This window comes from Thermosynechococcus sp. (assembly GCF_046299635.1).
In the GTDB taxonomy this organism is placed as follows: Bacteria; Cyanobacteriota; Cyanobacteriia; order Thermosynechococcales; family Thermosynechococcaceae; genus Thermosynechococcus.
Genome location: NZ_JBKBHV010000004.1, coordinates 36,369 through 52,812, shown reverse-complemented (window position 1 = coordinate 52,812; position 16,444 = coordinate 36,369). Strand labels below are relative to the sequence as shown.

The 16,444-nt window shown below is 53.4% G+C and carries 21 protein-coding genes; 12 read left to right on the top strand and 9 right to left on the bottom strand.

Annotation, left to right across the window (positions count from 1 at the left end; translation table 11 throughout):
- Positions 1–127: 127 nt before the first annotated feature.
- Positions 128–799: a lipoyl(octanoyl) transferase LipB gene (gene lipB, locus ACK4IR_RS02615; RefSeq protein ID WP_409872190.1), complete on the bottom strand. Its 672-nt coding sequence runs from the start codon at positions 797–799 to the stop codon at positions 128–130.
- A gap of 162 nt (positions 800–961) precedes the next feature.
- On the opposite strand from lipB, the gene hpf reads away from it, so the two are divergent.
- Positions 962–1,579 carry a ribosome hibernation-promoting factor, HPF/YfiA family gene (gene hpf, locus ACK4IR_RS02610; RefSeq protein WP_409872187.1) on the top strand — a complete coding sequence of 206 codons (618 nt, stop codon included), beginning with the start codon at positions 962–964 and terminating at the stop codon, positions 1,577–1,579.
- A gap of 163 nt (positions 1,580–1,742) precedes the next feature.
- On the opposite strand, the gene ACK4IR_RS02605 is transcribed toward hpf, so the two are convergent.
- The 3 genes from ACK4IR_RS02605 to ACK4IR_RS02595 form a co-directional block, all read right to left on the bottom strand.
- Positions 1,743–2,249, bottom strand: coding sequence for a hypothetical protein (locus tag ACK4IR_RS02605; protein ID WP_409872184.1), 507 nt, complete (start codon positions 2,247–2,249; stop codon positions 1,743–1,745).
- A 118-nt stretch (positions 2,250–2,367) separates the two neighbouring features.
- The gene (locus ACK4IR_RS02600; RefSeq protein WP_409872181.1) at positions 2,368–3,027 is read right to left on the bottom strand and encodes a HEAT repeat domain-containing protein; all 660 of its coding nucleotides are present in this window, start codon (positions 3,025–3,027) and stop codon (positions 2,368–2,370) included.
- A gap of 143 nt (positions 3,028–3,170) precedes the next feature.
- Complete coding sequence (locus tag ACK4IR_RS02595; RefSeq protein WP_250682146.1) at positions 3,171–3,296, bottom strand: photosystem II protein Y; 126 nt, start codon at positions 3,294–3,296, stop codon at positions 3,171–3,173.
- 358 nt (positions 3,297–3,654) lie between these two features.
- On the opposite strand from ACK4IR_RS02595, the gene ACK4IR_RS02590 reads away from it, so the two are divergent.
- Both ACK4IR_RS02590 and ACK4IR_RS02585 read left to right on the top strand, forming a co-directional pair.
- Entirely contained in the window at positions 3,655–4,719 is a 1,065-nt protein-coding gene (locus ACK4IR_RS02590; protein WP_409872371.1) for a pentapeptide repeat-containing protein, read from the top strand.
- A 182-nt stretch (positions 4,720–4,901) separates the two neighbouring features.
- On the top strand, positions 4,902–5,618 hold the full coding sequence (locus ACK4IR_RS02585) for a pyridoxine 5'-phosphate synthase (RefSeq protein WP_409872178.1): 717 nt from the start codon (positions 4,902–4,904) through the stop codon (positions 5,616–5,618).
- Here ACK4IR_RS02585 and ACK4IR_RS02580 read toward each other — a convergent pair.
- Entirely contained in the window at positions 5,608–6,069 is a 462-nt protein-coding gene (locus ACK4IR_RS02580) for a YbjN domain-containing protein (protein WP_409872175.1), read from the bottom strand. The genes ACK4IR_RS02585 and ACK4IR_RS02580 overlap by 11 nt on opposite strands.
- A 26-nt stretch (positions 6,070–6,095) precedes the next feature.
- Positions 6,096–6,533, bottom strand: a complete 438-nt coding sequence (locus tag ACK4IR_RS02575; RefSeq protein WP_409872172.1) for a hypothetical protein — start codon at positions 6,531–6,533, stop codon at positions 6,096–6,098.
- A 193-nt stretch (positions 6,534–6,726) separates the two neighbouring features.
- Between ACK4IR_RS02575 and ACK4IR_RS02570 the strand changes: the two genes are divergently transcribed.
- The 6 genes from ACK4IR_RS02570 to scpB all read left to right on the top strand — a co-directional run bounded on the left by ACK4IR_RS02570 (position 6,727) and on the right by scpB (position 11,243).
- Entirely contained in the window at positions 6,727–7,335 is a 609-nt protein-coding gene (locus ACK4IR_RS02570) for a DUF3038 domain-containing protein (protein ID WP_409872169.1), read from the top strand.
- Positions 7,335–7,994 carry a DUF4335 domain-containing protein gene (locus ACK4IR_RS02565; RefSeq protein WP_409872168.1) on the top strand — a complete coding sequence of 220 codons (660 nt, stop codon included), beginning with the start codon at positions 7,335–7,337 and terminating at the stop codon, positions 7,992–7,994. The genes ACK4IR_RS02570 and ACK4IR_RS02565 overlap by 1 nt, the downstream gene beginning before the upstream one ends.
- Positions 7,995–8,059: 65 nt before the next feature.
- Positions 8,060–8,593: a gamma carbonic anhydrase family protein gene (locus ACK4IR_RS02560; RefSeq protein WP_409872165.1), complete on the top strand. Its 534-nt coding sequence runs from the start codon at positions 8,060–8,062 to the stop codon at positions 8,591–8,593.
- A 110-nt stretch (positions 8,594–8,703) separates the two neighbouring features.
- A complete protein-coding gene (gene plsX, locus ACK4IR_RS02555) occupies positions 8,704–9,729 on the top strand; it encodes a phosphate acyltransferase PlsX (protein WP_409872162.1) in 1,026 nt (341 codons plus the stop codon).
- Positions 9,729–10,718: a beta-ketoacyl-ACP synthase III gene (locus ACK4IR_RS02550; RefSeq protein ID WP_409872159.1), complete on the top strand. Its 990-nt coding sequence runs from the start codon at positions 9,729–9,731 to the stop codon at positions 10,716–10,718. Before plsX ends, ACK4IR_RS02550 begins: the two co-directional genes overlap by 1 nt.
- Positions 10,719–10,721: 3 nt before the next feature.
- Positions 10,722–11,243: an SMC-Scp complex subunit ScpB gene (gene scpB / locus ACK4IR_RS02545; protein WP_409872156.1), complete on the top strand. Its 522-nt coding sequence runs from the start codon at positions 10,722–10,724 to the stop codon at positions 11,241–11,243.
- Here scpB and ACK4IR_RS02540 read toward each other — a convergent pair.
- Both ACK4IR_RS02540 and ACK4IR_RS02535 read right to left on the bottom strand, forming a co-directional pair.
- The gene (locus ACK4IR_RS02540) at positions 11,203–12,081 is read right to left on the bottom strand and encodes an FHA domain-containing protein (protein WP_409872154.1); all 879 of its coding nucleotides are present in this window, start codon (positions 12,079–12,081) and stop codon (positions 11,203–11,205) included. The genes scpB and ACK4IR_RS02540 overlap by 41 nt on opposite strands.
- Before the next feature lie 51 nt (positions 12,082–12,132).
- The gene (locus ACK4IR_RS02535) at positions 12,133–12,354 is read right to left on the bottom strand and encodes a hypothetical protein (RefSeq protein WP_409872152.1); all 222 of its coding nucleotides are present in this window, start codon (positions 12,352–12,354) and stop codon (positions 12,133–12,135) included.
- Between the two features lie 588 nt (positions 12,355–12,942).
- Between ACK4IR_RS02535 and ACK4IR_RS02530 the strand changes: the two genes are divergently transcribed.
- The 3 genes from ACK4IR_RS02530 to cysE all read left to right on the top strand — a co-directional run bounded on the left by ACK4IR_RS02530 (position 12,943) and on the right by cysE (position 15,920).
- Positions 12,943–13,497 carry a late competence development ComFB family protein gene (locus tag ACK4IR_RS02530; protein WP_409872149.1) on the top strand — a complete coding sequence of 185 codons (555 nt, stop codon included), beginning with the start codon at positions 12,943–12,945 and terminating at the stop codon, positions 13,495–13,497.
- Positions 13,494–15,104 carry a citramalate synthase gene (gene cimA, locus ACK4IR_RS02525; protein WP_409872147.1) on the top strand — a complete coding sequence of 537 codons (1,611 nt, stop codon included), beginning with the start codon at positions 13,494–13,496 and terminating at the stop codon, positions 15,102–15,104. Before ACK4IR_RS02530 ends, cimA begins: the two co-directional genes overlap by 4 nt.
- A gap of 75 nt (positions 15,105–15,179) precedes the next feature.
- Positions 15,180–15,920 carry a serine O-acetyltransferase gene (cysE, locus tag ACK4IR_RS02520; protein WP_409872144.1) on the top strand — a complete coding sequence of 247 codons (741 nt, stop codon included), beginning with the start codon at positions 15,180–15,182 and terminating at the stop codon, positions 15,918–15,920.
- On the opposite strand, the gene ACK4IR_RS02515 is transcribed toward cysE, so the two are convergent.
- Positions 15,901–16,434 carry a DciA family protein gene (locus ACK4IR_RS02515; protein WP_409872141.1) on the bottom strand — a complete coding sequence of 178 codons (534 nt, stop codon included), beginning with the start codon at positions 16,432–16,434 and terminating at the stop codon, positions 15,901–15,903. The genes cysE and ACK4IR_RS02515 overlap by 20 nt on opposite strands.
- Positions 16,435–16,444 lie beyond the last annotated feature (10 nt).

Sequence of the window (16,444 nt, the reverse complement as noted above, 5' to 3'; positions counted from 1 at the left end):
TAGCAGGTGAGAGGGAGTTGGCCTGTATCCTAATCTACTTAGACTTAAATTGTGCCCCAAAAGTTGCCAACTCATAACAGCCAATTCCTGAAATAAAGATTAAAATTTGTCAACCTCAAAACCGCGATCAGACCTTTAGCAAATCGGTAAGGGCTTTGGGGACAAACTCGATGGCAAAAACACGGCCAAAGGCAGCGACAAACTGCTGGCGCACCTCCTCTAAGTCAATGTCGGCACGAAACTGCTGTAGGTTCCCGACGGGGCGATCGCCAATGCCACAGGGGACAATGCGACCAAAGCCCTGCAAATTGTTCACCACATTGAGGGCAATGCCGTGGAAGGTAATCCAGCGGGTCACCTTGATCCCGATTGCGGCCACCTTGTATCCCTCCACCCAAACACCTGTAAGACCAGCAACGCGCTCCCCTTTAATGCCATAGTGCCCTAGGGTTTGAATCACCACTTCCTCCAACTGGTGGAGATACCAATGGAGATCGCAACGATGGCGGCGTAAATTCAAAATCGGATAGGCCACCAATTGGCCGGGGCAGTGGTAGGTGACATCGCCACCCCGCTCAATGCGCAATACCTCAATGCCTGTGGCTACAGGATCAAAGTGAATATGGGCGGTGGTTGCCCCTTGGCCAAGGGTATAGATGGGGGGATGCTCAAGGGTCAGTAAGACATCGCGGGTGGTGGGATCGTGACAGCGCTCCGCTACCAGTTGCTGTTGCCAATGCCAAGCATCGCGGTAGGGGATGATCCCCAAGGCACAATGCCAACCGAGAGCAGCTTCCATAGGGGATACCAGATTGTCAAGGGCTAGAGGATAAGAATTATCACAGAACACGAATAAAGGTGAAGAGCCTCAGGATGCCCTGTAATCCCCGATACGAAGATGTTAGGGTGGAAGTAGATCAGCCTTAGATTTATTTGTTTTTTGCTCAGGGGAGGCAACCCTATGAGGCTAGTGATTCACGGTAAAAACATTGACATTACGGATGGCATTCGCAGCTATGTGAACCAAAAAATGGAGCGAGCCACCAGTCATTTCCAAAATGTAATTAACGAAGTTGATGTGCATCTTTCCGTAGCTCGGAACCGCAGTACAGCTCCGCAACAAACCGCTGAGGTGACCCTATTTGTTAATGGCTCAGTGATTCGTGCCGAAGAAAGCAGTGAAAATCTCTACGCCAGTATTGATCTCGTTGCCGACAAAATTGCGCGCAAACTCCGTAAACTCAAAGAAAAACGCCAAGACAAGTCCCGTGCAAAAGACACTAATAGTGTGGTGGAACCCGCAGTGGTGACAGATTTGGTGGGCGATCGCACGCCGCAACTGCCCGAACAAGTAGTGCGCATGAAATACTTTGCCATGCCGCCGATGACAATCCAAGAAGCCCTTGAGCACCTCGAAATGGTGGATCACGACTTCTATGTCTTCCGCAATCGCGATACGGGAGAAATCAACGTGGTCTATGAACGCAATCATGGGGGCTATGGCGTCATTCAACCCCGCCCCACTTCTCAAGAGGAGAATCGCCACAGTACTAAAGCAGTTGCGAAAGCTCACCACTAGATTGTCAATCCGTCTTAACAGCACCTCAGCAAAGAGGAATGTTACAGCCCTTTTCTGGGACAGGTAGGGGAATGCAATCCTTACCCATGCTGGCCTTCACTGATTTGAGCATATCCTCATCCATCAGGAAAAGGGCTGTCTTAATGACGTAGGGCGCAGCTCTCTAGGGGCGCAGGATCAACTGCCATTCTTGGGTTTGGCGATCGCGCTGAAGTTCCTCATTTTCACCAATGACATAGGGGCCCCAGTAGCGTTTGGAGCCATCCAGGGTAAAGGCAAGAACAATATCCCCGGGCTGGAGGGTGAGCTTACCTTCGGGCAGTGTTAACAACAGCCCCTTGATACTGCCCTCCATGGGGGCAAAATCCCAGTGAACTGCACTTTTATCCGGATGGGCGCGATCGCGGGCAGCAAGCAACACCACACGCACAGGAAAGCCCGTTTGATTACTAATGCGCAGACCATTCCGTTGCGGGTTGGCTGGCGCTTGGGGAGTGGGTAAAGGCTTTACAGGAGTCGTTTCTGGTTCAGCCTCGACAATCGGCGGCGGTTGGGTTAGCAGGTCTGACTCCCACCAGAGCGTAAAGTGTAGTTGTGAAAGAATGATCGCACCAATTACCCCGATCAGCACTGCCACGAGGTAGGGAAGAAATTTAATTGGGATAGACATAGAGATAGGTTACTGCCGATGCCGCGCCTTCCTTTCCAGTTTAGAGATTTGTGGCAGAAACCGCAGCAGGCAAAAAAGATTGGCCTCAACGACCCGTGCCATTGCCTGAGAATGAAGATTAATCTTGCAAGCGTTGCAAAGAAATCTGTGCGGCCGTTGCCACGTGAGGATGATCGTCTTTAGCGAGGTACTCTAGGGCAGCACGGGTTTTCGGGCTAGGCAGGTTGCCCAAGGCTTCAGCAAGCCGTTGCCGTACCAACCAATCCTCTGCGGTCACAAAGGGCAAAATATCCTCAACCACACTGGGATCACCAATTTCCCCTAGAGCCGCGATCGCCCCTTGCAGCATTACGGCTTCCTCACTTTTCAGCGCCGATCGCAACACCTCCACGGCGCGGGGATCTTTAAGATTGCCCAGCGCCACAGCGGCACTAAAGCGTACCAGCCAATCGGTGTCTTCATAAAAGGCACGCACCAGAGGCTCAAAGGCACGCCCATCTTCGAGATAGCCCAAAGCGCCAGCGGCATCAGCACGAATGCCGTAGTCCGGTTCGCTCTCGAGCAACTGCACCAGAATCTCAAAGCACTCGGGTGTGGATTTAACCCCAAGGGCAAACACGGCCATTGAGCGAATCTGGAGATTCTCGTCCCAAAGGACTTTTTTAATGAGGGGTACGGCATCCGCAGAGGGGACATCCCGTAGCGCGGCTAGCGCCAGCAGGCGATCGCGGGAATTGGGACTTTCCAGTTGATGGGCAAGCTGTTCGAGGGAGGGCATGGCAGTAACCTAAAAACCAATTTACAAAAATTAACAATATATTTCCCATTATAAAAAAGTCTCCCCAAGGTAAAATCATTGGAAAAATTCCTGCCGATCTCTTGGGGAGAAGTTGCCCAACGAAAATATCTAATGTCCAAGTCCTAGGCTGCTTTTGCTTTTTGCAGGAGCTTTTGAACCTGCTTCACTGCATAGGGCAGAATGTTGCGAGCTGCCCAACCCGCAGCCAGTAGGACAGGTAACAGGACAATCAGGACGCGCCAATCCATACCCATAACCTCCCAAAACGTTTTCTGAAAACTTTATGAATTATTGTACAGCCTTCTCTAAGGAGAGAAAGGGGGGACGGGATGCAACAAAGAAAGGTTCTGACGAGAGACCTCTTCTAAACCATTGACAGGCTAGACCTAATACCGACTTTCGCAGTTTTGAGTGTGTTCTCCCCTTTGGAAAAGGTCTGTATGATTGGTTTAATTCCTTTAAGGCCAAATCCTGATGGGCGAAGACAAAATGACCCTCCGTGAAAACCAAACAGCGGTGGCTCTGCGTCTTAGTAAAGTGTTAGCAGCTCGTAATCCTTGGCGCACGGGTTGGCAGTCCCTGCGTTCCGTGTTGATGCCGATCGCCATGGTCACTGTCTTAGTCGCTTGGGGACTCGATTGGAAGGCGGTGGGTGTGGTGGCTGCCTTGGCCTTAGGGGGACTAAGTTTCCCCTTGGTCTGGACTTCGACCTACCACTGGTTTACAGAGGATCTGACGGAACAGCAACGGCAGTTTATTGTGGCCTCGCTGGGTCTGAGTCTGACAGGGGTGGCGCTCATTGCCATGACCGGGGCGATGGACTGGATCCGCGGACGGTTTCAAGGCACCAATTGGGATGCGGTGGGGGCACTTGCTGAGGGTTTCGGTGCCTTAGGGCAAATTTTAGTGGCGCTCCTAGCGGCCTATGTGGCTTGGCGACAGTACGTGATCTCGCGGGATTTGACGACCCAACAAAACCGCATTACCCAACAGCAAACGATTGACAGTTATTTCCAAGGCATTGCCGATCTCATCCTTGATGATGAGGGATTACTGGAGGATTGGCCGCCAGAGCGGGCGATCGCCGAGGGACGCACCGCCGCCATCTTGGGGGGACTGGATGCCGAGGGGAAGGCCAAAATCATTCGCTTTTTATCCGGAGCAAAGTTGCTCTCACCCCTGAAGCGCGATCGCCGGCTGGGTCGCCCCATTTTTGACGGCCTAGGGGGCTACGAAGAAGACATCGAATACGGCGTTCGGGTCATCAATCTCGGCAGTATGCTGGCAGGAGCCGACCTCAGCGGCACAGACTTGCGCTGGACCGAATTGAGTGATGCCAATCTCACGGGAACTCTCTTTCGCAACTGTAATTTGACGCGAGCGAATCTGGCGGGGGCGATTTTGCAGGGGGCAGATCTCACGAATGCTGACCTGAGTCGTGTTCGCTTATTTTATGGCACGGTCGAGCAGGCCAGTCCCCGCGATCGCCTCAATCCTCCCAATTTTCGCACGGGGGCACAAACGGGGGCAGTGCTCGAGGATGCCAACTTTACCAATGTCAAGAACCTCTCGGAAGAACAGCGCTACTATTGCTGTGCTTGGAGTGGCAGCCGTTCCCGTGAAACGATTCCCGGTGGCTGTGAGGGGATTCCTAACAAGCTCGGACGCTGAATCCAGCTAGAACGTCCCTTGAAGGAGGTGGTCGTACAGAAAACCGAGTTCTAATCGTAGTTACGCAAGGTTTTGCCTAGGCTCTCCAGGGCAAGGGGGTAACTTTTCTGTCCTGCGCCTTTCTATAACGCGCTGTTGTATGATGCATAACCTGAATGGATGACGGTACTGGGAGAATCATCATGCCTACCTTAGGGGTCAACATTGACCATGTGGCAACGATTCGCCAAGCTCGGCGCACGGTTGAACCGGATCCCGTCGCTGCCGCCGTTTTGGCAGAACTGGGGGGTGCCGATGGCATTACGGTACATCTGCGCGAAGATCGGCGCCATATTCAAGAGCGGGATGTGCGCCTGCTGCGGCAAACGGTACGCACCCATTTGAACCTAGAGATGGCGGCCACCCTCGAAATGGTGGCGATTGCCCTTGAGATTCGGCCAGATTATGTGACCTTGGTGCCTGAGCGACGCGAGGAAGTCACGACCGAAGGGGGTCTAGATGTGGTGGCTCAGCAGGCTCCCTTGACCGAAGTGGTACAAACCCTGCAAGAAGCGGGGATTCCCGTGAGTTTATTTATTGATGCCGATCCTGCCCAACTAGAAGCCGCCGCCAAAACCACAGCTCAGTTTATCGAACTGCACACGGGGCGCTATGCCGAAGCTAGGGGAGAAGCCGCCCAACAGCAGGAATTGACCGTTTTGGCCGAGGGGGTACAGCGCGCTAAATCCTTAGGGTTGCGGGTGAATGCCGGTCATGGACTGACCTACACCAATGTGGGGGCGATCGCCCGCCTTGATGGCATTGAAGAACTGAATATTGGTCACACGATTATTAGCCGCGCTGTGCTTGTGGGCATGGTGCAAGCCGTACGGGATATGAAAGCCCTGATTAGCCCTTGAACTCCGCCCGGAGGGCGTCATCGTAGTCATCAGCTAATGTCGCCACAATCGTAATTAAGCGAGAAATTTCACAGGCAGTAATGCCCCTGAGGGTGCGGGTGGTCACCACTTGCACTTGTTCCTCGGCAATGGCAAAGTGTGCCTCGAAGGTGCTGAGCCAGTTTAACGTCAGGAGCTTACGATAGAGTGCCAATTCATCCGTTACGGGCAACGGTAATACCGGTGACCAAATGGTGAGAACGTCCTCCTCTGTGTGACCACTCAACTGCACAAAGACCTCGGCACTGCCATAGCGAAACATCCAAATTTTGCCACTGTCCGTTTGGCCAACGAGGGGGGCATCTCCTTGGTGGAGACTAGAAATGACAGTTTCAATAATCTCAACCGCATTTTCTGGAGGCGCGTCAAGGGATGCTGCGGGGACGGGCTGCACTTCACTGACCATGGTCATTCCTTATGGTGAATCAGGACAACTCGTTAGAGGACTTGGTGGGTATATGCGTGTTGTTTGACATTGTCGGCAGCGGTAACGATGCGCTCGGAGTTAAGCACTCGCTTGCGTTCTGTGGAGGTATTAAAGTTGCGGTAGGTTTCACCAAGGGAAATATGGCGGGTACTTTGGGGACGGGCAATATAGGTGCGTGCGGCTGCTGCGAGGCGATCGCCATAGTCATCGCACAGATGGGCACCGGGGGGAAACTGCTGCTGCACCTGCTGCGGGTTTTGGGCTTGACCATAGGTGAGGGCATGGGCTTCACTGTAGGAGGTGGGCAAGCCATGGAGCAATGCTTCCAACGCCGCTGAGGGAATCGGCTCAATCACCTCTATGGGCTGGAGTTTTCCCGCCACCTGCACAAAACAATGAGCCAGCCCAAGCACCACGTAGGCTTCTGGGGGGGGGATCTCTTGACTCATTGCAACCTCACAATCATGTGGTTCCCCTCAAGTTTAGCCTGCTTTTCTAAAAATCAGCGTAACGGGCAACATAAAGATAGGCAGCAGTCGTCAGCGGAGAAACGGCTAAGATCATTTAGGTCTATTTCAACATGAGTCCTGTCACCATTGCTGTATAGTGAGCACTCTAGAGAGTATGGAAACGGCAAACTCAATGCCAGCAACAATCGAATCCCCTGAAGTCGAGCTATTACCCCCGATGTTGGCAGCATTGCCCAATCCCCAAGGGGTGAGTGTGTGTCCTCGGCGGGCACGTTGGCAATTGGACTTACTGTTGCTTACCCTAGAGTGCGTTGATTTGAATGCCTCTGAATTGATGCTCCAAGTGCTGCGGGATCTACAACTGCAAGTAATGATCCCCAATCGGGTCGTGTTTTGGCAAATTCGCTGCACAAATCCTTTTCGCCAAATTACCCAGCGTACCCCCTTGCCCTTGGCGGAAACAAAGGCACTCACCGCAGTAGTTGTGCAAGTAGCACGGCGGCAGACAGCTATCCTGCGGCATTTACTTTTGATGTTGGATCAATTGCAGGCACAGAATTTGCCCCCGGAAACCTATGCCCCCTTGGCGGAATATTTGGATCGCTTTCGCCGCCATTTTCGCAAACGCATGAACCTCCAGCGATCAAGCCTCTTTCTCTACAAAAATAACCAAGTCCTCAATGAGTTGGCTCTGAAGCTGTTGGCACAACTGCTGCTCTGCGCAGGCACAAAGGGCATGGAACGCCTCTGGTTTAGTTTATTTGACGGGGAAGTGAGTTAATGCTGCTGCAACGCCAGTATTCATTGCCCAATTGCACCCTGCGAATTGAAGGACTCAGCGGTCAAGCCGGCTCAGAGCAGTTGGATATTGTCACCCTTTGCGAGTGGGAAATTACCGGCAAAGATCAACGGATCAAGGGGGGTAAGGAATTCCTTGTGGCTTTGCTCAATAGTGTGCCAGCGGCGGCGCAAACATGGTTGAGTGGTGTCAAATTGCAGCGATCGCCCCAGTACCCGATTCAGATCGAAATCGAGGCCGCCAATCAAGTCTCCCTCCATATTCCCCGTAAGCTGCTGCAAGCGTCCCCCGAAGAGAATTCAGAAACACCCACCAACGATGCCGCAGAGGAAACTCTAGAAGTCCAGCTCACGTGGCTGCAACTGGCGGACTTAATCGAGGCACTGGATCAACTCTGCAGCGATAGCCAAATGCTGCCCACGCTGATCCCTACCTTCCATTCCCTCCCCCGGCGGGCGATCGCTCCTGCCGTGCCTTTGCGCAAACAACTGATGCCCTTGGGGATTGGTGCTGCGAGCTTAGCCATCATGGCCGCGATCTTTTTCCACCTGCCGCTGCCCGAACGGCGTCCCCCCAGAGAAGAAGCTCTACCCCCCACCCCCGAAGCTGTCACGCCCTCACCGGTGCCCCCCAATCCTTAAGCCAATTTCAGGCCTACCCTCAACTTGGAAACTGTCGTTTAGATGTTTGATGCTTGGGATCAACCATGGTAATTACTGCCCCTAGTGCGTTTTGGCCACCCGTTGCCAGCGATCGCGCTGCCTTTGTTGCCCCCAATGCCACCCTTGTGGGTGATGTGCGTCTCGGTGAGGGCTGTAGCATTTGGTATGGTGCCGTTTTGCGCGGTGATGTCGAGTACATTCAGATTGGTGCCCACACCAATGTGCAAGATGGCGCCATTCTCCATGGCGATCCGGGGCAACCCACAATCCTTGGGGCAGAAGTGACGGTGGGGCATCGCGCAGTTATCCACGGGGCAACGGTTGAAGACGGCTGCCTAATTGGCATTGGCGCCATAATTCTCAATGGCGTTCGGGTGGGAGCCGGCAGTATTGTGGGTGCCGGGGCAGTGGTCAGCAAAGATGTTCCGCCGCGCTCCTTAGTAGTGGGCATTCCGGCTAAAGTGGTGCGGGAAGTGGGTGACACTGAGGCCGCCGATCTGCGCCAGCATGCCCGCAAGTATGAACAACTTGCCCATGTGCACAATGGCACCGGCACCGATCTGGGGTTCCATCGCTAGAAAGAAGTTGCTCCTTAACTGACCCCCAAAGGGTTTAATGACCGCCATTCTTAGGAAAAGGACTGTCATCTGCTAGAATTCTGAAGGATTTTCTCGTAAGAGTTCAGCCAATGACTCGTGCACGGATTGCTGTGGATGCCATGGGGGGTGACTATGCTCCCGATGAGATTGTTGCCGGTGCCCTCAGAGCCAGTGAAGAATTAGATGCCGATATTCTCCTCGTGGGGGATTCCGTTCCCATTCAGCGCTACCTCAATGAACATGCCCCCACAGCCAAGCCCCAAATTGTTGAAGCCAGTGATGTTGTGGAAATGGGGGAAGAACCCCTGAATGCCCTGAAAAAGAAACCCAAGGCTTCGATTAATGTGGCGATGGATCTGGTCAAAGCAGGGGCGGCTGATGCTGTTGTTTCCGCCGGTCACTCAGGGGCAGCGATGGCTGCGGCACTATTGCGCTTAGGCCGCCTGCCGGGGATCGATCGCCCTGCTATTGGTGCCGTCCTACCTACCCTCATTCCCGGCAAATCCGTTTTGGTTCTCGATGTCGGTGCTAATGTGGACTGCCGCCCCAAATACCTTGAGCAATTTGCGGTAATGGGCTCCATCTATAGCCAGTACGTCTTGGACGTAGAAGATCCCAAGGTGGGTTTGCTCAACATTGGCGAAGAGGACTGCAAAGGCAATGATCTGGCTCTAAAAGCGCATCAACTCCTACGGCAAAATCGTCAAATTTCCTTTTTAGGCAATGCAGAAGGCCGTGATGTCCTATCCGGACAATTTGATGTCGTGGTCTGTGATGGCTTTGTCGGCAACGTTCTGCTCAAATTTGCTGAATCCTTAGGTAGTGTGCTGGTACAGATTCTCCGCGAAGAGCTACCTCGGGGCTGGCGAGGGCAACTGGGCACGGCGCTGCTGCGTCCCAATCTCCGCAAAATTAAGCAGCGCATTGATCATGCCGAACATGGAGGTGGCCTGCTTTTGGGGGTGGATGGCATCTGTATCATTAGCCACGGTAGTTCCCAAGCGCCCTCGATTTTTAATGCCATTCGTTTAGCCAAGGAAGCGGTGGATCATCGTGTTTCAGAACGGATTCAGGCCTGTTACCAGCACGCCGTTGCCGTTGAGGATCAGGCTTAGTGACTGTGCAGGGCGTTAAATTTAGCGGCGTGGGCGCGGCAACCCCCCGTCAATGTTTGACCAATGCCCATCTCAGTGCCCTCGTGGATACCTCTGATGAGTGGATTCAGTCCCGTACGGGCATTCAAGAACGGCATGTGGCGGCTCCTGACCAACGCCTTGTGGATTTGGCTAGCGAAGCGGCAGGCGCAGCCTTAGAGATGGCGGGACTAGAACCCACAGCAGTGGAGTTGCTCATCTTAGCCACCTCTACCCCTGATGATCTCTTTGGCACCGCCTGCTTGGTACAAACTCGCATTGGTGCGGTAAATGCGGTCGCCTTTGACTTAACAGCTGCCTGTTCTGGCTTTCTCTTTGCCTTGGTGACGGCGGCCCAATATTTGCGCACCGGTGCCTACCGCAGTGCCTTGGTCATTGGGGGGGATATTCTCTCCCGCTGGGTGGATTGGGGCGATCGCCGAACGTGTATTCTTTTTGGCGATGGTGCTGGCGCGATGGTTTTGCAAGCAACTGATGTCGATCAGCTCCTCAGCTTTGAGTTGCGCAGTGATGGCCGCCTCAATGAGCATCTCACCCTTGCCTTTGCCGGGACGCCCCAGACCTTAGGGGACAATCTCGCGATCGCCCAAGGGGGATTTGCCCCCATTGCCATGAATGGCCGTGAAGTTTATCGCTTTGCCGTCACCCAAGTCCCCGAGGTCATTGAAAAAGCCCTGCACCGCGCCGGCTGTACGGTTGACGACATTGACTGGCTGGTGCTGCATCAGGCCAATCAACGCATCTTGGATGCAGTAGCTGAGCGTTTAGGGATTCCTCAGGAGAAAGTGATTAGCAATGTGGGGCAGTGTGGCAATACCTCCGCCGCCTCAATTCCGCTTGCTCTGACAGCTCCAATTCAACAGGGGCATATTCAACCCGGAGATTTAATTGCCACCGCCGGCTTTGGTGCCGGTTTAACGTGGGGAGCTGCCCTATTCCGCTGGCAATAACCTATGCAAGGGGACAGCGATCTGCGGGCATTAACAATGCGGGTGGAGGCAATTTTATACCTAAAGGCGCAGCCCCTTACCCTTGCTGAACTAGCAACCCTCGCCGGCACTGACCCTGAGGCCATTGAACTGGCACTGATTGAGTTACTCAATGACTATGCCCATCGCCAAACCGCCCTTGAAATTGTCCAAATTGACGATAGATACAGCCTGCAACTGAAACCCGCCTTTCAAGAACTGGTTCAGTCCCTTGTTCCCGTTGAATTGGGGGTTGCAACACAGCGCACATTAGCCCTGATTGCCTTTCGGGGACCCATTCGCCAAGCCGATGTGATCCAACTGCGGGGTTCTAGTGCCTACCAACACATTCAGGAACTTCTCACCCTTGGGTTTATTCAGCGGCGGCGGGATAGCCAGAGTCGCTCCTATATCCTTCAAGTCACGGAGCGCTTTCACCAGTACTTTCAGGTGGATCAACTGCCGACTATTGAGGGGGAAAGGGAGGACGATTCACATATTCACTGAGCAACTGGGAGGGCAAATCATCATTCGTGGCCAATTGTAGATTCAACAGAGATACCGCTAGCTTCTCCTGTTCTAGCTTAGTGCGCCCCAAGGGCTTGAGAATGCGCCGCAGTTGGGCCGCAATTTCTGCCCCAAACATGGTGAGATTTTCATCGGGTAGTGCGGGGAGCCAATCCATTGCTCCATGTTCTACTGCCCATTGTCGCTGCATTGGGGAAATGTGGTTGTCATAGCGGTCAATGATGAAACTACGCAACTTGGGATATGTTGCCTTAATCCAATTCAAGAGGTTGCCAATATCTGGAGTTTCCAGTTGGGAGTCAAGGAGCAATAGATCAGGGTTGCGCTGCATCACGGTCACAAAATCGCTAATAATGCGGCGGCTATTGATTTGCCCCGATTCAACGATGACTTCTAGCCCCTGACTGCGCAGCAGTTCTTGCCAAATTTGTACCTGAATGCCGGGAGGTTGAATGATGAGAATAGTGGGTTGCAGGGCAACAGGCGCACCCGGAGGTGTGGTGGAAACAGCGTCATTGGTGCGAAATTCAAGGGTTGTTTTGCCGATAATAAAGCGATCGCCCGTCTTAAGCAGGGTTGGCACCTGAATCATTTGGCCATTGAGGACACAACCATTGCGACTCCCCAAATCAATGAGGTAATAATCATCATTATCAAGGCGCTGAATCATGGCATGGCGGCGGGATGCCCAGCGATCCGCCAAAACAATTGTGCAGTCTTTGCCCCGACCAATCACCCATGAACTGCCTTCGGTAAGAGGGACAATATAGGTGCTGGCCTCTGTGGAGATGACCAATTGTGGATACTGTGATAACAAGGTGATCCCTCTTGCAACTGTCTGTAGGAATGAATTCGTACTTTCAGTGCTTTATTCAGAATGGTAGTCAGGACATTGAATAGCGGCTTCGGTGGCTGCCCAATCAGGATGCAGTGAACACTTTAGCCGATAGTCTCCTGAAAAGAAACGACAGCGAGAACAGGGAATTTGATGCAAACGGCGGGCGATCGCCAACCCATCCTGTGTGAACTGCCACACATTCCACGCCATGATTGCCAGCAGCAGCCAAGCAAAACAAAAACAAATCGGCACCAGCCATGGCTCTACTCTACGTAAAAAAGATAACAACCAAATAACCATAGGCCGCAAAAGAAGAAGTTAGAATGACGTGGGCGACTGCTATCCTTTAATTATTTCCTACGACAATTTTACCAGTTATACTAGTTTCTTATAAGATTGACCCTAGTAAGCGGGTCTCAAAGTGGACGCAAATTGGAGTGCCCGATTCTTTGCGGAGCTAGTCGTTGGTTATCCAGCCTTTATTGGCGAAATCCTCCAATTGAATTGTTATTAGCTATACATGTATGAAGATTTCGTAGTATTTGGCGTTTCTTTGCAACAGTTTTTATCGTTACAACCTTTTTCCAAAATATGGGCTACCTACGGGGAGGTAATTCTCTTCCAGCCTAGCTTTCAGGGGCTTGAGCCTCTTCTATCTCCTGAAAAACAGTGAGATCTTGTTGTTGCTAGCGGGGCAAAATCAAATTGACTTGACTGTATACATTTGTATAAGTCTTACAGAGCGGAAATGCAAAATTACTCCTACCCTTGGCAGTTCCTCAGCATATACTAAATTTTGAGTGGGGGATTGCCCCTACAGCAACCACAGCGGAAACACGTATGGGGATTCAAGAGATTGTCGAACAAGCACTGCGCAATGGCTACCTAACACCAACGCAGGAGGCAGAAGTAGGACGCATTTGCGATAAAGCCACAGAACTCTCCGTGGAAGACTATATGGCCCTAGATCGCCTCATGGGTGCCCTATTGACGGGGCAAGTGGTGGCTGTCCCCCGCAAGCAATTTATCAATGTCATGGAAGAACTGGTGCTGACAGAGGCAATTACCCGCATTGCTGCCATCGAAGCGGAGCAAGAGTGCGCCCTTGATTTGGGAGATATAGCTGCCTACGCCCTCAACCGCCTCCCCCCACTCTATGCCACAACTGAAGAGGGAGCACAGTACCAACGCCAGCGTGCCGAAGAGGAACTCATGGATCTGATTCGCACCCAAGTCCAAGAGGCCATTAACCACAGCATGGCACGGCCACAATTCCATCCGGAGCGATCGGCCATTGGCAAAACCTCCGGCAAAGAGGTCTTTAGCCAAGTCAGTTCGCTGCTGCAAGCCTACGCCAATGACTACGAGCGTCCCAAGGGAGAGTCAGCACGGTGAAAATCTGGCTGTACGATACTACCCTCCGCGACGGCGCCCAGCGGGAAGGCCTTTCCCTTTCCGTCGAAGATAAACTGCGGATTGCCCGCCAACTCGATCGCCTCGGAATTCCCTTTATTGAGGGGGGGTGGCCGGGAGCCAATCCGAAGGACGTACAGTTTTTTTGGCAGTTGCAGGAAGCCCCCCTCCAACAGGCAGAAATTGTGGCTTTTTGTGCCACTCGCCGCCCTAGCCGCAAGGCCGCAGAAGAGCCAATGTTTGAGCCAATCCTAGCCGCCGGTACTCGCTGGGTGACCCTCTTTGGCAAATCTTGGGATCTCCATGTCACCGACGGTCTGAAGACCACCTTGGCGGAAAACTGCGCCATGATCGCCGACTCCATCCAGTTCCTCAAGTCCCAAGGACGGCGGGTCATCTACGATGCCGAGCATTGGTTTGATGGCTACCTAGCCAATCCGGAATATGCCCTACAGACCCTAGAAACTGCTTTGGCAGCCGGGGCAGAATGGCTGGTGCTCTGCGACACCAATGGGGGGTGTCTGCCCCATCAAATTCAGGCGGTGGTTACTGAAGTAATGACCCACTTTGGTGGCCTTGACTGCTTGGGGATTCACACCCACAACGACACGGGAACGGCGGTGGCCAATGCCCTTGCGGCGGTGCAAAGTGGGGTGCGGATGGTGCAGGGAACCATCAACGGCTATGGCGAACGCTGCGGCAATGCCAATCTGTGTACACTGATTCCCAATCTGCAATTGAAACTCGGCTATGACTGTGTCACTCCGGAGCAGTTGGCAACATTGACGGAAGTCAGCCGCCATGTGAGTGAAATCGTCAACCTTGCCCCCGATGAGCATGCGCCCTATGTGGGGCTGTCGGCCTTTGCCCACAAGGGGGGAATCCATGTCAGTGCTGTGCAGCGCAACCCCCGTACCTACGAGCATATTGAGCCGCATTTGGTGGGCAATCAACGCCGCATTATAATTTCCGAACAGGCGGGGATCAGCAATATTTTGGCCAAAACCAGTGAACTCGGCCTAGCGTTGGATCGGCAGCATCCCCTGAGTCGAACGATTTTGGAGCGTATTAAGTACCTCGAAAGTGAAGGTTATCAATTTGAAGCGGCAGAAGCTAGCTTTGAACTGCTGATTCAGGAGGTACTGGGACAACGCCAACGCCCCTTTACCCTCAAGGGCTTTGATGTTTTTTGCCGCACGGATTCACGTCAACTGGAGGCAACAATTCGCAGCCAGTCCTTGGCCACGGTTAAAGTCGAAGTCAATGGCGAGGAGATGCTCACGGCAGCGGAGGGCAATGGTCCGGTCTCGGCTTTGGATCAGGCGCTGCGCAAGGCCTTGATGTCCTTCTATCCAGAGATTGCCGAGTTTCACCTGACGGACTACAAGGTGCGGATTTTAGATGGCTATGCCGGTACGGCAGCCAAAACGCGGGTGCTGGTGGAATCTAGTAATGGGCGCGATCGCTGGGCGACGGTGGGGGTCTCTGCCAATATCATTGAAGCCTCCTACCAAGCTGTGGCCGAAGCCCTCGAATATGGCTTACAGCGCAGTCGGCGCACACAGCCTTCCCCTTTGGTGGCCTCCTGAAGACTCTTAGACCTTGGCAAAATCCGCTAAGATCAAAACTGGTGTTTAGGTTGCATCACTGCCAAGGAGCCGCGTGTGCTCAGCACCCTCAAAGCAGATTTCCAAATTATCTTTGAGCGGGATCCCGCTGCCCGCAATTGGTTAGAGGTTGTTTTTTGCTATCCCGGACTTCAGGCGATTGTTCTCCATCGGTTGAGTCACTGGCTTTGGCGGCGGCGCATTCCCTTTGTTCCCCGCTTCATTTCCCATATTGCCCGCCTCCTCACGGGGATTGAAATTCACCCCGGTGCCACGATCGGTAAAGGGGTTTTCATTGATCACGGCATGGGGGTCGTCATTGGTGAGACGGCCATTGTTGGCGATTACTGTTTGATCTACCAGGGGGTGACTCTCGGCGGTACGGGCAAGGAAACAGGGAAGCGCCATCCCACTCTCGGTGAAAATGTGGTTGTCGGTGCCGGGGCGAAGGTGTTGGGCAATCTTACGATTGGCGACAATGTCCGCATTGGAGCGGGGTCTGTGGTCTTACGGGATGTGCCCTCAGATTGTACCGTGGTGGGGATTCCGGGGCGGATTGTCTATCGTACTGGCGCCAAAATTGCCCCCTTAGAACACGGTCAATTACCGGACTCGGAGGCAGAAGCAATCCGCTACCTCTTGGATCGCATTGAACTTTTGGAGAAACAGGTGCAAACGCTGCAACAGCAAGAAAAGGTGCCTGCCCTTGTCCAAGGTGCCGGTCAGCCATCCCAAGGCCAAGCCTGCCGCCTGAGCGATCGCCCCATTGAAGAGTTTCTCAACGGCTCTGGCATCTAGGCTGGCGCGTATAACACAGGCCACAAATGCCCCAACGCTGCAACTCTTGGATGGGCGTAGGACACTGACAGCGAGGACAGAAGGGATAGTCTTGCGATCGCCGGCGCACTTGGGCTTGCCACCGCTGAAAGGCCTCTTGGGGAGTGGCCGCAGGTGGCACAGGAGGAAGCGCTTTCGCTTTCAGTAAAGGGGCGTTGTTTAGACTTGTAAAGCAGTGGGGTCGCCAATCGCGATGGGAAAAGCAAATATCGCTGAGGAGAATGCCTAGGGTCTGCTGAATTTTGCCCATCAGGGGCGATCGCGAGAACATCAGATGGTGCGCCCAAGTACTACTGGCAACCGCCACGAGCAAAACCCCTTCACTGGTCACTTCCAGCGGTACAGTATGCTCCGCCACAATTGCCCCCACAAGCTCTGGCCAATGCTCCAAGAGACGCAAGAACTGCTGCGGCTGCTGCCATTCAGGAGCCTGCTGCCATTGCTGAAGTACGGTGGCCAGTAGGGTATAGGCCATCCTAGGCTAT